13 protein-coding genes, 15 tRNA genes and 2 rRNA genes are annotated in these 19,449 nt (G+C 47.7%); 1 reads left to right on the forward strand and 29 read right to left on the reverse strand.

The genetic code is table 11. The features are described from left to right. Positions 1 to 114 precede the first annotated feature (114 nt). The 19 genes from MKY44_RS23845 to MKY44_RS23935 all read right to left on the reverse strand — a co-directional run bounded on the left by MKY44_RS23845 (position 115) and on the right by MKY44_RS23935 (position 8,845). Positions 115 to 1,041, reverse strand: a complete 927-nt coding sequence (locus MKY44_RS23845) for a class I SAM-dependent methyltransferase (RefSeq protein ID WP_341008870.1) — start codon at positions 1,039 to 1,041, stop codon at positions 115 to 117. Positions 1,042 to 1,224: 183 nt separating this feature from the next. Then, positions 1,225 to 1,303: transfer RNA gene (locus MKY44_RS23850), tRNA-Leu, on the reverse strand. 6 nt (positions 1,304 to 1,309) lie between these two features. After that, a tRNA-Cys gene (locus MKY44_RS23855) sits at positions 1,310 to 1,383 on the reverse strand. Between the two features lie 6 nt (positions 1,384 to 1,389). After that, positions 1,390 to 1,464 (reverse strand) — tRNA-Gly (locus MKY44_RS23860). A 4-nt stretch (positions 1,465 to 1,468) separates the two neighbouring features. Beyond that, positions 1,469 to 1,543, reverse strand: a tRNA-Gln gene (locus MKY44_RS23865). Positions 1,544 to 1,565: 22 nt separating this feature from the next. Then, positions 1,566 to 1,638 (reverse strand) — tRNA-His (locus MKY44_RS23870). Positions 1,639 to 1,667: 29 nt separating this feature from the next. Further along, positions 1,668 to 1,741, reverse strand: a tRNA-Trp gene (locus tag MKY44_RS23875). Positions 1,742 to 1,748: 7 nt separating this feature from the next. Continuing rightward, positions 1,749 to 1,834, reverse strand: a tRNA-Tyr gene (locus tag MKY44_RS23880). Between the two features lie 9 nt (positions 1,835 to 1,843). Then, positions 1,844 to 1,919 (reverse strand) — tRNA-Thr (locus MKY44_RS23885). A gap of 20 nt (positions 1,920 to 1,939) precedes the next feature. Beyond that, positions 1,940 to 2,015, reverse strand: a tRNA-Phe gene (locus MKY44_RS23890). 95 nt (positions 2,016 to 2,110) lie between these two features. After that, positions 2,111 to 2,188, reverse strand: a tRNA-Asp gene (locus MKY44_RS23895). Between the two features lie 27 nt (positions 2,189 to 2,215). Then, positions 2,216 to 2,289: transfer RNA gene (locus MKY44_RS23900), tRNA-Met, on the reverse strand. Between the two features lie 16 nt (positions 2,290 to 2,305). Then, positions 2,306 to 2,381: transfer RNA gene (locus MKY44_RS23905), tRNA-Val, on the reverse strand. Positions 2,382 to 2,387: 6 nt separating this feature from the next. Next, positions 2,388 to 2,459 (reverse strand) — tRNA-Glu (locus MKY44_RS23910). Between the two features lie 17 nt (positions 2,460 to 2,476). Next, positions 2,477 to 2,568 (reverse strand) — tRNA-Ser (locus MKY44_RS23915). 3 nt (positions 2,569 to 2,571) lie between these two features. Further along, positions 2,572 to 2,647: transfer RNA gene (locus MKY44_RS23920), tRNA-Asn, on the reverse strand. 66 nt (positions 2,648 to 2,713) lie between these two features. Then, positions 2,714 to 5,639 (reverse strand): 23S ribosomal RNA (locus MKY44_RS23925). A 317-nt stretch (positions 5,640 to 5,956) separates the two neighbouring features. Further along, positions 5,957 to 7,509, reverse strand: a 16S ribosomal RNA gene (locus MKY44_RS23930). The 16S and 23S rRNA genes sit together here with 15 tRNA genes alongside, the layout of an rRNA operon. Before the next feature lie 457 nt (positions 7,510 to 7,966). After that, entirely contained in the window at positions 7,967 to 8,845 is an 879-nt protein-coding gene (locus MKY44_RS23935) for a nucleotidyltransferase-like protein (RefSeq protein WP_036607052.1), read from the reverse strand. A gap of 122 nt (positions 8,846 to 8,967) precedes the next feature. Between MKY44_RS23935 and MKY44_RS23940 the strand changes: the two genes are divergently transcribed. Beyond that, the gene (locus tag MKY44_RS23940; protein ID WP_017692307.1) at positions 8,968 to 9,348 is read left to right on the forward strand and encodes a DUF2614 family zinc ribbon-containing protein; all 381 of its coding nucleotides are present in this window, start codon (positions 8,968 to 8,970) and stop codon (positions 9,346 to 9,348) included. Between the two features lie 264 nt (positions 9,349 to 9,612). On the opposite strand, the gene MKY44_RS23945 is transcribed toward MKY44_RS23940, so the two are convergent. From MKY44_RS23945 to MKY44_RS23990, 10 genes are all read right to left on the reverse strand, one after another. After that, positions 9,613 to 11,343, reverse strand: a complete 1,731-nt coding sequence (locus MKY44_RS23945; protein ID WP_341008871.1) for a glycosyl hydrolase family 18 protein — start codon at positions 11,341 to 11,343, stop codon at positions 9,613 to 9,615. Positions 11,344 to 11,483: 140 nt separating this feature from the next. After that, positions 11,484 to 11,906: a peroxide-responsive transcriptional repressor PerR gene (gene perR / locus MKY44_RS23950; RefSeq protein ID WP_026081471.1), complete on the reverse strand. Its 423-nt coding sequence runs from the start codon at positions 11,904 to 11,906 to the stop codon at positions 11,484 to 11,486. Between the two features lie 188 nt (positions 11,907 to 12,094). Then, positions 12,095 to 13,483, reverse strand: coding sequence for a DUF4097 family beta strand repeat-containing protein (locus MKY44_RS23955; protein WP_036607044.1), 1,389 nt, complete (start codon positions 13,481 to 13,483; stop codon positions 12,095 to 12,097). A 26-nt stretch (positions 13,484 to 13,509) separates the two neighbouring features. After that, positions 13,510 to 14,103: a hypothetical protein gene (locus MKY44_RS23960; protein ID WP_341008873.1), complete on the reverse strand. Its 594-nt coding sequence runs from the start codon at positions 14,101 to 14,103 to the stop codon at positions 13,510 to 13,512. A gap of 147 nt (positions 14,104 to 14,250) precedes the next feature. Further along, on the reverse strand, positions 14,251 to 14,961 hold the full coding sequence (locus MKY44_RS23965) for an MgtC/SapB family protein (protein WP_017692302.1): 711 nt from the start codon (positions 14,959 to 14,961) through the stop codon (positions 14,251 to 14,253). Between the two features lie 32 nt (positions 14,962 to 14,993). Then, positions 14,994 to 15,458: a GNAT family N-acetyltransferase gene (locus MKY44_RS23970; protein WP_341008875.1), complete on the reverse strand. Its 465-nt coding sequence runs from the start codon at positions 15,456 to 15,458 to the stop codon at positions 14,994 to 14,996. A gap of 96 nt (positions 15,459 to 15,554) precedes the next feature. Continuing rightward, complete coding sequence (gene gatB / locus MKY44_RS23975) at positions 15,555 to 16,994, reverse strand: Asp-tRNA(Asn)/Glu-tRNA(Gln) amidotransferase subunit GatB (protein WP_149846799.1); 1,440 nt, start codon at positions 16,992 to 16,994, stop codon at positions 15,555 to 15,557. A gap of 26 nt (positions 16,995 to 17,020) precedes the next feature. Then, on the reverse strand, positions 17,021 to 18,478 hold the full coding sequence (gene gatA / locus MKY44_RS23980) for an Asp-tRNA(Asn)/Glu-tRNA(Gln) amidotransferase subunit GatA (protein ID WP_341008876.1): 1,458 nt from the start codon (positions 18,476 to 18,478) through the stop codon (positions 17,021 to 17,023). A 27-nt stretch (positions 18,479 to 18,505) separates the two neighbouring features. Next, positions 18,506 to 18,793 carry an Asp-tRNA(Asn)/Glu-tRNA(Gln) amidotransferase subunit GatC gene (gene gatC, locus MKY44_RS23985; RefSeq protein WP_036607033.1) on the reverse strand — a complete coding sequence of 96 codons (288 nt, stop codon included), beginning with the start codon at positions 18,791 to 18,793 and terminating at the stop codon, positions 18,506 to 18,508. Between the two features lie 205 nt (positions 18,794 to 18,998). Then, the gene (locus tag MKY44_RS23990; RefSeq protein ID WP_024631336.1) at positions 18,999 to 19,382 is read right to left on the reverse strand and encodes a hypothetical protein; all 384 of its coding nucleotides are present in this window, start codon (positions 19,380 to 19,382) and stop codon (positions 18,999 to 19,001) included. Positions 19,383 to 19,449: the final 67 nt, after the last annotated feature.

Genomic DNA, 19,449 nt, shown 5'->3' on the forward strand with positions numbered 1-19,449 from the left:
CCGTTCATCTTTTGGCACAGCGTTGTGATGCTTCCTAGTGCCATCTTAGACGTTAGACTACATTGTCTCTGTCTCAATTCCTGATTATCAGTATACGTGCCAAGCTTATGCGATTTATTGCTTATCCTTAGTGCGAACTGTTTTCATATTTGGCTGTTCAAGTTGGATTAGAATTTTACCAAATCTTGCTCCACGTGAGAAGGTCACCGTACTATCCTTGTACGTATCGCTAATGTAATCCTCAGCCAATCTGAGGGAATCTTCATCCGATGGTAACTCATACGTATTAAGCCATTCTGGCAGCTTCTCGATAATCTCTTCCACCGGTACTTCAAATGAGTTAACTTCTCTCGTAATGATCATGGTGTATGAATAACCCTTCAAATACAGCAACTGTTGAATATATCCCATATCACCGGCCTTATATGAAGAAGTTACACCCAGTACATCCTTAAGTTCTTCCATTAGTGTGTGTTCCTTCTGTCCCGCCATAGTGCTTATATATACATACTTCCGGGCACAGTTGATCGCCATCTCAATCGTTTCCCAATCCGACATTGCTGGACACATGGATGCAAATGCAAAGTCATATTTCTTCTCCCAGCCTTTATCCTGAATGGAGATTTCCTCATATCGTTCGTTTACGATTTCGATATTGGATTCCAGAGCTGAAGGTATCGTCTCTTTCATAAGGGAGACAAGCAACTCAGAAGGCTCAACTGCGGTCACACTTGCCCCCTTTTCTGCAAAAGGAATGGTAAATATGCCTGAAGCGGCTCCAATGTCCAAAATGGATAACCCTGCGAATTCCACACCCTGGTTTTCAATCCAGCCCATAATGCGTTCAGAACGCTGCTTTCCTTCTTCAGTGAACGACTGTGCATGATAATCTCTTGCCCATCGCTCAAATACTTCTTCTGTATTAAATGGTGCGCTTTTCTTCTTATATTTTGAACTTCTCGGACCATTCTTCCATGCCTCTTCCCATACAGAAAGATCAAATAACAGATCGGTATCCGAAACATTTTTTCCATTAGTCACTCTACTTCACTCCTCCATATTAAAGACTTTACTTATCTACAATATACTGAATATAATTATACGTCAATCTTTATTAACGTCCATCTTCTCTTACTCTAGATTTTCTTACTGCACATAAATCATTTCATATGAAATAAAAATAGCCCTACACATTGCATAAGCAACATGTAGGGCTATTCAATATACCGGCGAGAGGACTCGAACCTCCACGGTTTCCCACTCGATTTTGAGTCGAGCGCGTCTGCCATTCCGCCACGCCGGCATATGCTGGAGGCGCCACCCAGATTCGAACTGGGGATAAAGCTTTTGCAGAGCTGTGCCTTACCACTTGGCTATGGCGCCATATTTTGGAGCGGACGACGGGAATCGAACCCGCGACCCTCGCCTTGGCAAGGCGATGCTCTACCGCTGAGCCACGTCCGCATAATGGCTGGGGATATAGGATTTGAACCTATGCATGACGGAGTCAAAGTCCGTTGCCTTACCGCTTGGCTAATCCCCAATAAAAAATGAAAAAACAAAGGGGCGATCGAGGGGAATTGAACCCCCGAATGCCGGATCCACAAACCGGTGCGTTAACCACTTCGCCACGATCGCCACAAAAGGTTATTTTCTAAAAAGTTAATTGGCAGGGGCAGCAGGAATTGAACCCACACCAACGGTTTTGGAGACCGTTGTTCTACCTTTAAACTATGCCCCTATAAAACTGGTGGAGGATGATGGATTCGAACCACCGAACCCGTACGGGAGCAGATTTACAGTCTGATGCGTTTGGCCACTTCGCTAATCCTCCAGGATTACATGGTGCCGGCGAGAGGACTTGAACCCCCAACCTACTGATTACAAGTCAGTTGCTCTACCAGTTGAGCTACACCGGCATATTAAATTATTTTAAAAATGGTGGCTCGGGACGGAATCGAACCGCCGACACGAGGATTTTCAGTCCTCTGCTCTACCGACTGAGCTACCGAGCCATAATAAAGTCTAATCTTAATTCCTTACACTTTATATAGGGCATCAGTGCCATACAGCAGATGTAGTGAACAGTTTGCCTCATGTAAAGATTAAATGGCGGAACCGACGGGATTCGAACCCGCGATCTCCTGCGTGACAGGCAGGCATGTTAGGCCAACTACACCACGGTTCCAGATCACTTTCTCAAAGGAAAGTATAATTGCGGGGGCAGGATTTGAACCTGCGGCCTTCGGGTTATGAGCCCGACGAGCTACCGGGCTGCTCCACCCCGCGTCGTTATAAAATTATATGGTGGAGGCTGAGGGGATCGAACCCCCGACCCTCTGCTTGTAAGGCAGATGCTCTCCCAGCTGAGCTAAGCCTCCATATTATGACCCGTAGGGGATTCGAACCCCTGTTACCTCCGTGAAAGGGAGGTGTCTTAACCCCTTGACCAACGGGCCTTGCTAAAAAAATTATCTGGCGGAGAGAGAGGGATTCGAACCCTCGAGACGCTTGTGACGCCTACACGATTTCCAATCGTGCTCCTTCGGCCAGCTCGGACACCTCTCCATATGGCTCCCCGAACAGGGCTCGAACCTGTGACAACTCGATTAACAGTCGAGTGCTCTACCAACTGAGCTATCAGGGAATATGCTTCAGAGATCGTTCTCTGAAAACTAGATTCGAAACGAAACATGCGAATTACAACTTGCTATTGGATAAGCCCTCGACCGATTAGTACTGGTCAGCTCCATGCATTGCTGCACTTCCACCCCCAGCCTATCTACCTCGTCGTCTTCAAGGGGTCTTACATACTGGGAAATCTCATCTTGAGGGGGGCTTCACGCTTAGATGCTTTCAGCGTTTATCCCGTCCGTACATAGCTACCCAGCGGTGCTCCTGGCGGAACAACTGGTACACCAGCGGTACGTCCATCCCGGTCCTCTCGTACTAAGGACAGCTCCTCTCAAATTTCCTACGCCCACGACAGATAGGGACCGAACTGTCTCACGACGTTCTGAACCCAGCTCGCGTACCGCTTTAATGGGCGAACAGCCCAACCCTTGGGACCTACTTCAGCCCCAGGATGCGATGAGCCGACATCGAGGTGCCAAACCTCCCCGTCGATGTGGACTCTTGGGGGAGATAAGCCTGTTATCCCCAGGGTAGCTTTTATCCGTTGAGCGATGGCCCTTCCATGCGGTACCACCGGATCACTAAGCCCGACTTTCGTCCCTGCTCGACTTGTAGGTCTCGCAGTCAAGCTCCCTTATGCCTTTGCACTCTTCGAATGATTTCCAACCATTCTGAGGGAACCTTTGGGCGCCTCCGTTACTCTTTAGGAGGCGACCGCCCCAGTCAAACTGCCCACCTGACACTGTCCCCGCACCGGATTACGGTACCAGGTTAGAACCTAGATACGATCAGGGTGGTATCCCAACGTTGCCTCCACACAAGCTGGCGCTCATGCTTCAAAGGCTCCCACCTATCCTGTACAGATCGTACCCAAATTCAATATCAAGCTGCAGTAAAGCTCCATGGGGTCTTTCCGTCTTGTCGCGGGTAACCTGCATCTTCACAGGTATTAAAATTTCACCGGATCTCTCGTTGAGACAGCGCCCAAGTCGTTACGCCATTCGTGCGGGTCAGAATTTACCTGACAAGGAATTTCGCTACCTTAGGACCGTTATAGTTACGGCCGCCGTTTACTGGGGCTTCGGTTCACAGCTTCGGATTGCTCCTAACCACTCCCCTTAACCTTCCAGCACCGGGCAGGCGTCAGCCCGTATACTTCGCCTTACGGCTTCGCACAGACCTGTGTTTTTGCTAAACAGTCGCTTGGGCCTTTTCACTGCGGCCCCCTCGTGCTATTCACACTACCGGGGCACCCCTTCTCCCGAAGTTACGGGGTCATTTTGCCGAGTTCCTTAACGAGAGTTCTTCCGCGCGCCTTAGAATACTCTTCTCGCCTACCTGTGTCGGTTTGCGGTACGGGCACCATCACCTGGCTAGAGGCTTTTCTTGGCAGTGTGAGATCATGACCTTCGCTACTATAATTTTCGCTCCCCATCACAGCTCAGCCTTACAATGTGCGGATTTGCCTACACATCAGCCTCACTGCTTAGACGGACATCCATCAGTCCGCGTCACTACCCTACTGCGTCCCCCCATTGCTCATAACGGCTTACGGTGGTACAGGAATTTCGACCTGTTGTCCTTCGACTACGCCTTTCGGCCTCGCCTTAGGTCCCGACTTACCCTGAGCGGACGAGCCTTCCTCAGGAACCCTTAGGCTTTCGGCGGATCAGATTCTCACTGATCTTTTCGTTACTCATACCGGCATTCTCACTTGTATAATGTCCAGCGCTCCTTACGGTACACCTTCAACCCTTATACAACGCTCCCCTACCCCTGATGCAAAGCATCAAGCCATAGCTTCGGTGGTGTGTTTAGCCCCGTTACATTTTCGGCGCAGAGTCACTCGACCAGTGAGCTATTACGCACTCTTTCAATGGTGGCTGCTTCTAAGCCAACATCCTGGTTGTCTGTGCAACTCCACATCCTTTCCCACTTAACACACACTTGGGGACCTTAGCTGATGGTCTGGGCTGTTTCCCTTTTGACAATGGATCTTAGCACTCACTGTCTGACTCCCGGAAGTAAGTCTATGGCATTCGGAGTTTGACTGAGCTTGGTAACCCTTGCGGGCCCCGCACCCAATCAGTGCTCTACCTCCACGACTCTGTTTTCCGAGGCTAGCCCTAAAGCTATTTCGGGGAGAACCAGCTATCTCCGAGTTCGATTGGAATTTCTCCGCTACCCCCACCTCATCCCCGCATTTTTCAACATGCGTGGGTTCGGGCCTCCAGTGCGTGTTACCGCACCTTCACCCTGGACAGGGGTAGATCACCCGGTTTCGGGTCTACGTCCACGTACTATATCGCCCTATTCAGACTCGCTTTCGCTGCGGCTCCGGCTCTTCACCTTAACCTTGCACGGGAACGTAACTCGCCGGTTCATTCTACAAAAGGCACGCCATCACCCCTAAAACGGGCTCTGACTTTTTGTAAGCACACGGTTTCAGGTTCTATTTCACTCCCCTTCCGGGGTGCTTTTCACCTTTCCCTCACGGTACTGCTTCACTATCGGTCGCTAGGAAGTATTTAGCCTTGGCAGATGGTCCTGCCGGATTCATACGGGGTTTCACGTGCCCCGCACTACTCGGGATCCGTCTCGGAGGGAACAGACTTTCAACTACAGGGCTTTTACCTTCTTTGGCGGGCCTTTCCAGACCTCTTCGCTTAACCGGTTCCTTTGTAACTCCATGTGAGACGTCCCACAACCCCAAAGAGCAAGCTCTCTGGTTTGGGCTTCTCCGCGTTCGCTCGCCGCTACTGACGGAATCACTATTGTTTTCTCTTCCTCAGGGTACTTAGATGTTTCAGTTCCCCTGGTATGCCTCTGCATAACCTATGTATTCAGTTATGAGTAACTGGAAATTACCCCAGCTGGGTTTCCCCATTCGGACACCCCCGGATCAAAGCTTGCTTACAGCTCCCCGAGGCAGTTTCGTTGTTCGCCACGTCCTTCATCGGCTCCTAGCGCCTAGGCATCCTCCGTGTGCTCTTAGTAGCTTAACCATTTTGTTCCGGTTTCGGTCGCTCGCTTCCCTTGGTTTGGACTACGTCCAAATCCAAAAGTCGCTCTCACCCGATACCATCACAAAAGCAATTTAACTACCTTTATAAACACTTCACTTGTTTACACAAGATCAGCTTAAAGGAATGTTCTAATTCGCGTTTGTTTCGTTTCGATATCTAGTTTTCAAAGAACAAGCTCCATGCAAAAGCAAGCTGTTTGAGAGTTTGAGCTCTCAAAACCGAACAACGAGTGAGTAGTTTGTGCAGATCTAGTCTGCTATTTGAATGTTTCCGTTGCAGGAAACGATTCTCCATAGAAAGGAGGTGATCCAGCCGCACCTTCCGATACGGCTACCTTGTTACGACTTCACCCCAATCATCTATCCCACCTTCGGCGGCTGGCTCCTTGCGGTTACCCCACCGACTTCGGGTGTTATAAACTCTCGTGGTGTGACGGGCGGTGTGTACAAGACCCGGGAACGTATTCACCGCGGCATGCTGATCCGCGATTACTAGCAATTCCGACTTCATGCAGGCGAGTTGCAGCCTGCAATCCGAACTGAGACCGGCTTTGTTGGGATTGGCTCCATCTCGCGATTTCGCAGCCCGTTGTACCGGCCATTGTAGTACGTGTGTAGCCCAGGTCATAAGGGGCATGATGATTTGACGTCATCCCCACCTTCCTCCGGTTTGTCACCGGCAGTCTATCTAGAGTGCCCACCCGAAGTGCTGGCAACTAAATATAAGGGTTGCGCTCGTTGCGGGACTTAACCCAACATCTCACGACACGAGCTGACGACAACCATGCACCACCTGTCTCCTCTGTCCCGAAGGAAAGATACATCTCTGCATCGATCAGAGGGATGTCAAGACCTGGTAAGGTTCTTCGCGTTGCTTCGAATTAAACCACATACTCCACTGCTTGTGCGGGTCCCCGTCAATTCCTTTGAGTTTCAGTCTTGCGACCGTACTCCCCAGGCGGAGTGCTTAATGTGTTAACTTCGGCACCAAGGGTATCGAAACCCCTAACACCTAGCACTCATCGTTTACGGCGTGGACTACCAGGGTATCTAATCCTGTTTGCTCCCCACGCTTTCGCGCCTCAGCGTCAGTTACAGCCCAGAGAGTCGCCTTCGCCACTGGTGTTCCTCCACATATCTACGCATTTCACCGCTACACGTGGAATTCCACTCTCCTCTTCTGCACTCAAGTCACCCAGTTTCCAGTGCGATCCGGGGTTGAGCCCCGGGATTAAACACCAGACTTAAATGACCGCCTGCGCGCGCTTTACGCCCAATAATTCCGGACAACGCTTGCCCCCTACGTATTACCGCGGCTGCTGGCACGTAGTTAGCCGGGGCTTTCTTCTCAGGTACCGTCACCTTGAGAGCAGTTACTCTCCCAAGCGTTCTTCCCTGGCAACAGAGCTTTACGATCCGAAAACCTTCATCACTCACGCGGCATTGCTCCGTCAGGCTTTCGCCCATTGCGGAAGATTCCCTACTGCTGCCTCCCGTAGGAGTCTGGGCCGTGTCTCAGTCCCAGTGTGGCCGATCACCCTCTCAGGTCGGCTACGCATCGTCGCCTTGGTGAGCCGTTACCTCACCAACTAGCTAATGCGCCGCAGGCCCATCCCCAAGTGACAGATTGCTCCGTCTTTCCAGTTCCCTTCAGGCGAAGAAAACAACTATTCGGTATTAGCTACCGTTTCCGGTAGTTGTCCCAAACTTGAGGGCAGGTTGCCTACGTGTTACTCACCCGTCCGCCGCTAACCATCAGAGAAGCAAGCTTCTCTTCAAGTCCGCTCGACTTGCATGTATTAGGCATGCCGCCAGCGTTCGTCCTGAGCCAGGATCAAACTCTCCAATAAAGTATTGAAAAGAGCGATAAGCTCATTTTGAATCTGACGAGATTAAAATTCTCATTTGTGCTCCAGTCGATTCAAGCCAAGGCTTGTCTCAAACTTTTGCGTTCATTCTGCAAGCAGAATGTTTACTCACTCGTTGTTCAGTTTTCAAAGATCAAAAACGATTTGTTATACTTCTTTTTCGTCTCAACCAAGTTTCGGCGGCGACTTAAATAATGTAACACATTTCGTTTATTTTCGTCAAGAACTTTTTTTGATTTCTTTTTTCAAGCTTTAGTTCTTCACTTTTCCTCTGAAGAATTTATCGTTTGTTGGTGATAATCTCGTTTGAGGAACGAAATATAATGTATCATATATCGTGAATGAGAGTCAATATCTTTTTATAAATTATTAAACAAACAAAAAAGGAAGGTTTCCCCTCCCTTATGTGATCAATATAATGTCAGGCCTCTGGAGAAGGTTATGCCTCTATCCAATACCGAATCTCCCGGCCCTCTCCTCCGATCGATGGCCATCCTGCCGATTCTTTTACAATAGAACGAAAGACCAGCTTACGTATAACCAAAGGCAGATCTTCTCGAACAAATCTTAACTGCGGATGATGAACAAGTTCATTCATGCTCCACGGCTCCTTGCGACTTCTTAACACACGCAGCAGCAGTTCTGAGCATTCACTCATTTTGGACATTACCGAAAACTCACAGGCAAGCAGGACAAGCTCTACTCGCTGCTCCAGCGTCTCCGAGCTTACGGTAAGCTCTTGATATAGTTTCCATAAAGCGCGATCCAGATTCTGCACATGTGTCCAGACGGCATGATCCGGGTATATCCCCTGTTCAATCAATACAATTCTTGCCCAGTTCCCCAGAGCCTCTAATACATTGTAGTAGGCGTCTACAACATGACCTTCCTGAATATGACGTTTGGCCTCCACATACATTCTCAAGAAACTGGTGAATTCATGAAGCAGCTTCTGCTCACGCAATTCTGCACCAAAGGTAGACAGTTCTTCTCGCAAATCACTTAAGGCGCTGTCCGCTTCCCAGATAATCTCACCTTCAATCAGACACTGGGTGAGATTATTATGATTCCCGGTTACTACACTACTCTTTAATTCATGACGGCTCGCATAGATCATCTGATAACGAAGATCACCATATCTGTAATGTCCCACTGCCGACTTCAATTGATCATCATTATGAACAACAAGTACTAATAATTCGAAATCTTGAATTAGGGAGCCGTGGAATCGCTCTCCCGGGTGGGAATAAGCGATAGCCCCAACTGCCCCTGTCTCTTCCGACTGTTCGGACAAAAAAGCAAGGTTCTTTAATTCCACGATTCCCTCCATACATTTCATGGCAGATAAGCGCCAAGTCAGTTATAATGTAATTCTACATCCAGACTGAAGTTTCCTTCTTTTCCAGGTCCAATACTACTCATACGATAGGAGCATTTTTCATGATTTTTAAATCAGCAAAAATTAATGCTTTTCGCACTTGGGGATTACTACTGACCATGCTAGGTATGGGCCTAATGATACTGGGAACAGCCGGGATTGTTTTCTGGGGACATGCAGGCAAGGTATTCGCAGCTGTAGGACTCGTCATTGGACTGATTGCCATGATGGCCAGTCTAGCCATTTATTTCTGGGCGGGTATGCTCTCCACCAGCGCAGTACAAGTCGACTGTCCGGAATGCGGGAAATTAACCAAAATGCTTGGCAAAACGGATCGTTGTATGTTCTGTCATACCATTCTCACCCTGGACCCTAATAAGGCCAACATGACCAGTCAACAACTGAAAGCGCCTTCTACACAAGCTCCCCCCACCGATGGTTAGCACGAATTAATCTCCAACCGCTAAATGTCTTTTACCTTAATTTCATTGAAGAACAAAAAAAGGCCCGGTATGTTTACCGGACCTTTTTTGGACTTGGCTTATAAGTGAGCCCTTATTGCTGTTATCAATAGCTAAAATATGAAGTTAAGTTATAAGTTCTACGACCAATAAAACAGTAGACTGCACGTATGATGGTACCCAATGAGAAACTTTGAGCTTAGCGAAAACAAATTGAAGCAAGCAGACACTCTGAGTTCGAGTAAATTATTTCTGGTAACCGGCCTGCTTTAATACCTCCCATGCAGAAGCATTAGCAAAACTTCGATTCCATGCTGCTACTCCGCCCAGCTTCAGCGAAGCAATCAAATCCACACGCGCCTGAAGGGACACGGCATCTTCAATCCATATTTTCTTGGTAGCTCCGTCTTCCTTATATTCCACATAGTTCTGTCCACTTGCCTGATCCAGTTCAGGTTTGAGTTTCTTCTCTTTGATCAGCTCCACGATGGCATTCATGCCCACCGCTTTGGAAGACACTTTAACCTCACCCTGATCATTCGTCTCTTCCGTCCATATCCGGGTATAGAGCGGAACCGCCATGATCAACTTGTTAGAAGGGACTTCATCCTCCTCAAGTATGCGTCTCATGGAAGCCTCGGTCCAAGGCAGAGATGCAACCGAACCTGCCTTGGGACTGGCCGCCCAATGTTCATCATAAGCCATCACAATAACATAGTCTGCAAAAGAACCTAATGCACGGCGATCCAGAAAGGCAGACCACATCTCACTGTTCGATTTTGGTGTTACATCGATTGATAACATCAATCCATGTATACGAGCCATCGCCTTGATCTCGCGCACAAACTGCGTAATATTCGGCCCGTCATCGGTATACACGTTCTCAAAGTCGATGTTGATACCATCCAGTTGATACGTCTGTGCATACTCTAACATCTGCTCAATAATATGCGTGCGTGTCTCGTAAGAAGCTACAGCTTCTTTTGTAACGTCCGGATCAAAGCTGTTATCCATGAGTCCCCATACTTCCATACCCGAACGGTGGGCCCAGTTCACATAAGCTTGGTTTCCCTTGCTTTTCACAGTGCCCTGTCCATCCGTAATATGAAACCATGTAGGGCTGACCACATTCACACCTGGCATTTTACCGATAGAGCCCACATCAGGCTGACGATTGTACACGGCTTCCCAAACCAGATTTACCGGTTTATTCTGCCACTTCTTCTCTGCTGCAGTCAGCGTATACTTGGGCAAGTCCACCTTCTTTTTCTCGGTGAGGACAATATAATCATTATCTACATATCCGGCATATCCATTATCGAGTTGAACAAAACTCTGTTTATCCCCCGTCTGCCATACACGTACCCGTGCATCCTTTTCCATGTCGGCAATGATTGGTGAGGATTCTCCCCCACGTTTATATAACGGCACGGTCTTGTCCGCTTTGGATGACAACGTATCAACCTCTGCATATTGTATCGTGTCTCCTCCACGCATCAGCAGCACAGCACCTGTTACTGAATCTTCCTGTACGGTTATGCCATATACTTCTTTCAAAGGTTTGAGCGGAATGTATGCTTCTCCGTCTTTAACCTCAGGCTTAACTGTCATAGGATAATCTTTGTGATTAAGTTCTGCTTGTGTGCTTCCATCTTTCATATGAAGGACTCGCTGAGGAGAGGCAATAATGATATCTCCCGATTCTGATTCATAACGTATGCCTGCATCAATCGCTTCTTGCAGCACATCTACAGGCAACTTGAGTTGATCTCCTGTACCCAGAGCGTCTCCATCCATCAGTTGGCCATCTACAAAAATAGGTTGGCTTCTTCCTACCCAGTCGGGGTCTTCATGGCTCTGGTTCAACCATACATTTGTTATAAGCCAGTAAGCCCCCCCGGCGATCAGACAAGCCCCGAGAAAACCGGGCCAAAATGAACGTCGCTTCTGACGTGTATATCTGCTTTTTCTACCCAAACGTCTACCTCCGTTAATTATGCTGATCATAAGGATGTGCGCATAAGTTGTTATAAAGATGAGCATTTTGCATAAATGCTAAAAAAAAACGTGAAGAATCCATACTGAATTCTGCACGTTAATATTGTAATTCAACTCTCTTAATCCCTGCAACTTTTGCAAACGCCATATACTTCCAATCGGTGACCGTGTACTTCGAATCCTGTACTAGACTCCGCCTGAAGCTCTACACTTTTGAGTGAAGGATAGCTGAAGTCTTCAATCTTGCCGCATTGATCACAGATAACATGATAATGATCCGTCACATTGGCATCGAAGCGACTTGAATTATCTCCGTATGTCAATTCCCGGACCATGCCAGCTTCCAGAAACATCTTCAAATTATTATATACCGTTGCCACGCTCATACTGGGAAATTGGGGTTCAAGGGCTCGGTAAATTTCATCGGCTGTCGGATGCCCCATGGATTCCATCAGATAGTTCAATATGGCATGACGCTGGGGTGTAATACGGACACCGGTCGTTTTCAGATGCTCCAACGCATGTTGGACACGTGTTGCCATAAAGCCCACCGCCTTACCTTTCATTCTCTGGTGAAGAGTAAGTTCCTGTCTCCTCGCTCAGAGTTGATTCCCGGCCATTAAGAACGACAATCCATCTTTCATGCCGTGTAATCTTGCCAGTGTACATTTATTGTACGGCGATTACAAGTTTATTGTCAACGCGGCAGTCAAGGAACCTCTGTAGAATCCTACTGGGAATTTGGTCCGTCCTCGGTAGTCTGTTCCAGATTCTCAGCCGTATCTTCAGAATCAGGTGTAACTGTTTCAGGCGTAGATACAGCCGGGTTACTCTGAATGGTGAGATCACTGTTGCCTTCAATTTTCACCCTGTACTCGCCCTCACCGAGCTGGCCTTCTATGGTTTTATTCTGTACTTTGAACGGCAGATCCGTACTTAGATCTCCATAACTGCTGGAACCCGCAAGACTGTAGTCTCCACGATCAGGAAGTAATACGTTAATGGCTCCCACCGCACTGTACACATCCCAGTCCCCTCCGACTTTGGTAGATACGATGTTAATACTGCCATTAAGCGATTGGGCTTTGATTCCCAGATTGGCTCCATCCAGCGTAATATTGCCGTTGCGTGTCTCTGCGATGAATTCACCAACGGAGTCCGCAATACTGATACTTCCCACTTGTGTAGCAAGATCTACATCGCCGGAAATACCGCGAGCCTTCATATCTCCGCGGTTACTGTCCAGATCGACATTACCAATGGCATTGGCTACAATGACATCCCCGTTCAACGTTTTCCCGGAGATATCTCCAACAGCATTGGTAATCCGGATACGTCCGTTACCCGTTTCGGCCAGTATGGTACTAATGGCTTCCGGACGGTTTAATAATATGGCACCATTGGAAGTTCGAATATCCAGATTAAAACGACGATCATCCGGGATCGTTATGGTAAGATTCATCCGTGGCTGCGTTTTTTCATTGTCTCCATACGTCTTGCCTGTAGCTTTGATATAAATTACTTTTGTACCATCGGCCTCTACAAAAGAGGCTGCTGCAACGGCCTTTGCCTGTACTTCCGTCGTCTGATCTACCCAGATCACCGTCCGTACTTCAATCTCATCCGTATCTCCGCGTTGTACCGAGATATCTCCGTTGACACCTTCAACCACCAGATCCGACGTATCCATGCGAACAGGTACACGAATCGTGCCCTTATCCTCCATATATCCTGCCGCTTGACTATAGTCCATGGATGCCGCTCCGAGATTTAGACTCACTCTATTCCACAAGTGCATGTAGTGATCCTGCTCGGTGACGATAAATACGGAAGCCGCCAAAATCAGTGAGGTTAGAATGCCTTTGGCATCGGGTCTGAAGCGTACTTTGATTTGCTCATCAGGATTGCTCGGGTTATCCGATTGCACCTTGTTTCTTCTGCGAGTCCACAGGAACAGCACAATATATTCAACACCTAAAACAACGAGCAAAAATGGCCACCAGTCCACCATCTCATATACGTAGTCAGTTCCCCACCGTTTATCCAAAATCAACAGCACACCGACCGCTATGATTAAGGCGGCAGCCGTATAGCGGCCAACCCGGACTTTACGGTTCATCACGTTCCCTCCTTGTATCGTTTCCACTACAATTTTTTCTTGTTCAACATCACCCAGAACTCACGACCAAACAGAAGCAAACCACCTACGATCATGAGAACCGCAAATGAATATCCGCCGTACATGGCGAGAAGCTCTTGAAACCAACGTGGTTTACGGAAAAACAGTACCATCAAAGATCCTCCCACAATCAGAAGTAATCCAAACGATATGCCTCTCTCCCAGACCATCATTGCATCTCGTGTAGAACGTTCATTGGATATCGGCTTGTCCGAAGTTGCCTGGGTCACTGCTCTACGTCTGCGCATCATGACCCAATCTGCAGATTGCAACACATCATATACATTGTAAAAGTAAATAACCGGAATACACAAAGCCAGTAAGATGAGCAATGGCACATTGATCTGTATACCAATAGATGAGAAGTACAACACTGCTGACAGATCAAGCAAAACAAGCAGCATAAAGGTCAAACCTCTCATGTACAATCTCAGATAAATATGACCCAGGCCAGGAATAATGGCACTCAGTAATCCCGCAATAAACTTGTGAGTCCGATTTCTAACCGGTTTGGTCTGAACTGTACGGGTCTTTTTGTTCAATTGACGTCTCCGTTTCATAACATACTCCTCTCTTCTGATCTGACCTTCCGCTCTTCATGCATTTGGTTAGATAGTACCCTAAAGAGCAAGGAGAGTAACTGGAAGAAATATGGATATGACCAAAAACCCTCCGGCACTACTGGCCTGGGGAGGGTTGTAATTCATTTATTCGATCGACACCTTGGTAACATGTTCCCATTGTCTTAACTTGGATACCAAGCCTACCGTTTGGAAATCATGCGGTACCTGAACATGCAGCACAATCTCAATTTTTCGTTCAACTGACACCATCTCTGCATAAGCCAGGTCTTGTTCATTCACGGTAATTTTACGAATTTTGATCTTCTCCTGCTCCATACATGAAGACAGTTGTTCGAGAAAACCGGGTTCTGACAAGGTATGAAGTGTAACAACATGCAGTTTGTTCCCTCGTAAATACCTTAGCTCTAATTTGTTAAATACCCAGAGATTAAGCAATACCAGAACGGTGGATACGATAGAGGCAAAAAAGAATCCCGCACCTGCTGCGAGCCCAATGGCTGCAACAACCCAGATTGAAGCTGCTGTAGTCAGTCCGGTAATGGATTTTCCCGTGAAGAGAATTGTCCCTGCTCCCAGGAATCCGACACCAGTAATTACAGCAGTAGCCAGACGTGCTGGATCGATCCTTACATTTAATTCATTAGCAAAATCTTTAAAGCCATAAACAGATAACATCATAATCAGTGCAGAGCCAAGGCATACCAGGATATGGGTACGCAAACCGGCAGCATGATTGGACCGTTCCCGCTCCAGGCCTACGAGCCCTCCAAGCAGCATAGCCAGCAATAATCGTAATAAAATGTGCCACTCATCAATGAACCAGGGATCGCCCAAAGTCGGTATTCCTCCTCAAGTTGTTAATATTATTAAAGTTTATTCTTGTGAAAAGTCGTTAATTCCACTCCAGGTGCAATCTGTGTGACTTCCACGGGCGTAAAACCAAATTTGGTGTACAGATTCACTGCGGGTTGATTCAGCGTTCCTGTGGAGACGATATAACGCGGAAGATCCGCATGCTGTTCCAACACATACGTCATCAAAGATGCCGCAATTCCCTTGCGAAAGTGATCCGGGTGCACCATCATTCGTGTAATGGTCAGTGTATTCTCCTCTTCCTCCGCTACAGCGACAGCCCCGATAAGCTCTCCGTCATTATGGATACAACCATAAAAACTCTCTCCACAATCCCGAAGTGTCTCCATCGTATCCATCAAAGGAGGAATCTCCTGAAATCCGATGATTTCGGCTTCCAATCGATAAGCTACATGTTGTAGTCTCCATAACTGTCCCAACGTCTCCAGATCACTCAGTGATAATGGTTGAATGTTCATATCCGTTCCCCCGTCCGAAATACATTTGTATCTATCAATACCAAAAAGAGGCTGTCACAGGGACGAGCCTCTTTCTGTCCGGCCTCACCGGAAGGATTAGCGGTTCAGTACATCTGCAAGCAGTTGGTTGGCTAGAGCGGGATTCGCCTTGCCTTTACTTTCTTTCATAACCTGACCAACAAGGAAGCCAATGGCTTTTTGTTTACCAGCTTTATAGTCTTCCACGGATTGAGGGTTATTTGCTACAACCTGCTCAACGATGGCAAGAATGGCGCCTTCATCACTAATCTGCACAAGACCCTTCTCTTCAACGATCTGCTGTGGAAGCTTGCCGCTCTCCAGCATTTCCTTGAATACCGTTTTGGCGATTTTGCTGTTAATGGTGCCCTTCTCCAGCAGTCCGATCATCTCACCCAAACCTTGACCTGTCAGTGGAACCTGAGTCACCTCAAGATTGCTCGTATTCAGGTAACCCAGCAAGTCGCCCATGATCCAGTTGGATACGGATTTGGCATCCTGAGTGAATTTCAAGCTATCTTCGAAAAGATCAGCTATAGCCTTGGATGAAGTAATAACCTCTGCATCATAACTAGGCAATCCGTAATCAGCCGTGTAACGAGCCTTACGCTCGTCTGGAAGCTCAGGTATGGTAGCTCTGATCCGCTCTTTCCAGGCTTCATCGATATGCAGCTTCACCAGATCAGGGTCCGGGAAATAACGATAGTCATGCGCCTGTTCCTTACCACGCATCGACAGTGTTTTTCCTTGAGCTTCGTCCCAGCGACGCGTCTCCTGAACCACTTCACCGCCATCATCCAGAATTTCAGCCTGACGATATTGTTCATATTCGAGACCACGTTGAACACCACGGAAGGAGTTCATGTTTTTCAGCTCAGCTCTTGTTCCCAGCTTCTCCTGTCCATGTGGACGCAAACTGATGTTAGCGTCACAACGCAGTGATCCTTCCTCCATCTTCACGTCCGATACATCACAGTACTGCATGATCGCGCGCAATTTTTCAAGATACGCACGTGCCTCTTCCGGAGAAGAAATCTCAGGTTCGGATACAATCTCCACCAGTGGAGTACCAACACGGTTGAAGTCCACCAAAGACGCGTATCCGCCATCGATATGTGTAAGCTTCCCTGCATCTTCTTCCAAGTGAAGACGCGTGATGCCGATTCGTTTCGTTTCACCATTCACTTCGATATCAATCCAGCCGTTCTCACCGATTGGTTGATCAAATTGCGAGATCTGATAAGCTTTTGGTGAATCGGGGTAAAAGTAGTTTTTACGGTCAAACTTGCTGACATCAGCAATCGTACAATTCAGGGCCATCGCTGCCTTCATGGCGTAGTCTACCGCCTGACGATTCAGTACTGGCAGTACGCCCGGATGTCCGAGACAGACCGGGCAGGTATGCGTGTTCGGCGGAGCTCCAAAAGCTGTGGAGCAGCCGCAGAAAATTTTGGAGTTGGTATGCAACTCCACGTGGACTTCAAGTCCAACGACCGTTTCATATTTAGATGCGGACATTTCTATATTCCTCCGTTCCGGGCAGTCTACAGCTGCGGACGCTGCTTGTGGAATTCTGTATTTTGTTCAAACGCATGCGCTACACGCAATACGGTTGTTTCATCAAAGGCTTTACCGATAATCTGCAGGCCAACAGGCAATCCATCCGAGAATCCACATGGAATGCTAACAGCAGGTACACCAGCAAGGTTAACCGGAATAGTCAAAATATCGTTCAGATACATCGTAAGTGGATCATCCACCTGTGAACCCAGTTTGAACGCCGTAGTTGGCGCAGTTGGTCCGATAATCACATCATATTTGGCAAATACATTGTCGAAATCCTGTTTGATCAATGTACGTACCTTCTGTGCTTTCAGATAATAGGCATCATAGTAACCCGAGCTGAGTGCATACGTTCCAAGCATGATACGTCGTTTCACTTCCGGACCAAAGCCTTGGCTACGAGACTGATGATACAGATCCAGTAAGTTATCTGGATTGTCAGCACGCACGCCATAACGTACACCATCAAATCGAGCCAAGTTGGAAGAAGCCTCTGAAGATGCCAGCAGGTAATACGTAGCCACCGCATATTCGGTATGCGGAAGGGATACTTCTTCCCATGTTGCCCCGAGCCCTTCAAGAACTTTCAATGCAGACAGTACTGTCTCTTTCACTTGTGGATCGACGCCTTCACCGATGTATTCCTTCGGAACAGCAATGCGAAGGCCTTTAACGTCACCTGTCAGTCCGCTCAAATAATCCGGAATCTCAACTTTTGCAGATGTCGAATCTTTGGCGTCATAACCAGCAATGGCCTGCAATACATAAGCAGAATCTTCAACATTTTTCGTCAAAGGACCAATCTGATCCAGGGATGATGCAAATGCAACCAATCCAAAGCGGGAAACAAGTCCGTACGTCGGCTTCAATCCAACAACACCGCAATACGAAGCAGGCTGTCTGATGGAGCCACCTGTATCTGATCCAAGCGTGAAGTATGCTTCTCCCGCAGCTACAGCTGCTGCCGAACCACCGCTGGAACCTCCTGGAACACGATCAAGTGCCCATGGATTACGTACAGGGGAGAAACTTGAATTCTCATTGGAACCGCCCATGGCGAATTCGTCCATGTTGAGTTTACCAATAGTTACGGTGTCCGCAGCTTTCAATTTCTCGACAACTGTCGCGTCATAAACCGGGTCGAAATTACGAAGGAATTGGCTACCACACGTCGTCCGCAGTCCGTTCGTAACGATGTTATCCTTAATACCTACAGGCAGACCAAAAAGCAAACCTTGCTCCTCGCCGCTAACCAGACGGTCATCCAGTTGACGTGCACGAGCGCGTGCTTGTTCTTCATCCAGTGCCAAATATGCCTTAACTTTATCGTCATGCGCGCCAATGTTCTGATACGCCTGATCCACCAGATCGCTGACCGACAGCTCTTTGGCATTCAACTTGTTATGTAACTCAGGCAACGATTGTTCAAATAAACTCACAGTTTTTGTCCTCCTTCCGGTTATCCGTTATTCCATTACTGCAGGCACTTTAAACTGCCCGTCTTCTTCTTCCGGTGCATTGCGCATCACCTGTTCAATCGACAGGCTTTCTTTGGTCTCATCTTCACGCATAACATTGCTTACGTGCAGAACGTGAGTGGTGGGCTCGATGTCTTCTGTATCCAGCTCATTCAGCTTTTCTGCATATTTTAAAATCGCGTTCAGCTGACCTGTCAGGGTCTGTTCTTCTTCAGCAGTCAAGTTGAGCCGGGCAAGCTTGGCCACATGCTGAACGTCATTATTCGAAATACTCATTAGCGGATGCCTCCTTCATTCGTTCTGATTCCCGAAACGACCTGAAACGAATCGCTCGTTTAACGGGCTAAAGTCTCAAGATAACTTTTTTCATTATAGGTGAGATAGTTCGACAATTCAATGCAAATGACCTGACTGACTTCTGGGAAGCTAAAAACGAACTTATAAAATAAAAAAGAGCCGGCATCAGCCGACTCTTAAAATTCTAAATCCATGCACGCAGATTAACCTGCTTTATAAAATCCGCCTGTGACATAACATCGTTCGCGGTTTCCTCTTCCTCTTCCACAGCTTGAAAATCTCCGTTCATCAGATGATGAAACAGCTTCTCATTGTGTGTCGCAAGGGCGTAATCTATCAACGCTTCTCGCTCGACCCGCTCAGCTTCCTGCTTCAGCAGAACCTCTTCCAGATCGACGTCGCCGGATGGAACAAAAAAGTTCCGGTTCACCTGCGGCACTCGAAGCACGTAATCGAACGCATTGTCCGGATTCCGGTCATAAGCGATGATGAAACCATATTCCCCCACAGGAAGATTCTGCTCAAACGCATCCGCGACGATGACAACCTTCTCTCCTAATCGCAGCATCGTCTAACCTCCTGGTAGTCTATCATTAATATTTATTTGTATAGTCTACTAGAAAAGAATAACGATG

It is taken from the genome of Paenibacillus sp. FSL R7-0026, from assembly GCF_038004485.1.
Taxonomy (GTDB): Bacteria; Bacillota; Bacilli; order Paenibacillales; family Paenibacillaceae; genus Paenibacillus; species Paenibacillus xylanexedens_A.

Excerpts from the sequence above, each read along its gene's own strand:
- MKY44_RS23940 (WP_017692307.1), top strand. The coding sequence starts at position 8,968 with ATGATTTTTAAATCAGCAAAAATTAATGCTTTTCGCACTTGGGGATTA.
- gatC (WP_036607033.1), bottom strand. The coding sequence starts at position 18,793 with ATGAGTATTTCGAATAATGACGTTCAGCATGTGGCCAAGCTTGCCCGG.
- MKY44_RS23990 (WP_024631336.1), bottom strand. The coding sequence starts at position 19,382 with ATGCTGCGATTAGGAGAGAAGGTTGTCATCGTCGCGGATGCGTTTGAG.
- gatB (WP_149846799.1), bottom strand. The coding sequence starts at position 16,994 with ATGTCCGCATCTAAATATGAAACGGTCGTTGGACTTGAAGTCCACGTG.
- MKY44_RS23960 (WP_341008873.1), bottom strand. The coding sequence starts at position 14,103 with ATGAAACGGAGACGTCAATTGAACAAAAAGACCCGTACAGTTCAGACC.
- perR (WP_026081471.1), bottom strand. The coding sequence starts at position 11,906 with ATGGCAACACGTGTCCAACATGCGTTGGAGCATCTGAAAACGACCGGT.
- MKY44_RS23955 (WP_036607044.1), bottom strand. The coding sequence starts at position 13,483 with ATGAACCGTAAAGTCCGGGTTGGCCGCTATACGGCTGCCGCCTTAATC.
- MKY44_RS23970 (WP_341008875.1), bottom strand. The coding sequence starts at position 15,458 with ATGAACATTCAACCATTATCACTGAGTGATCTGGAGACGTTGGGACAG.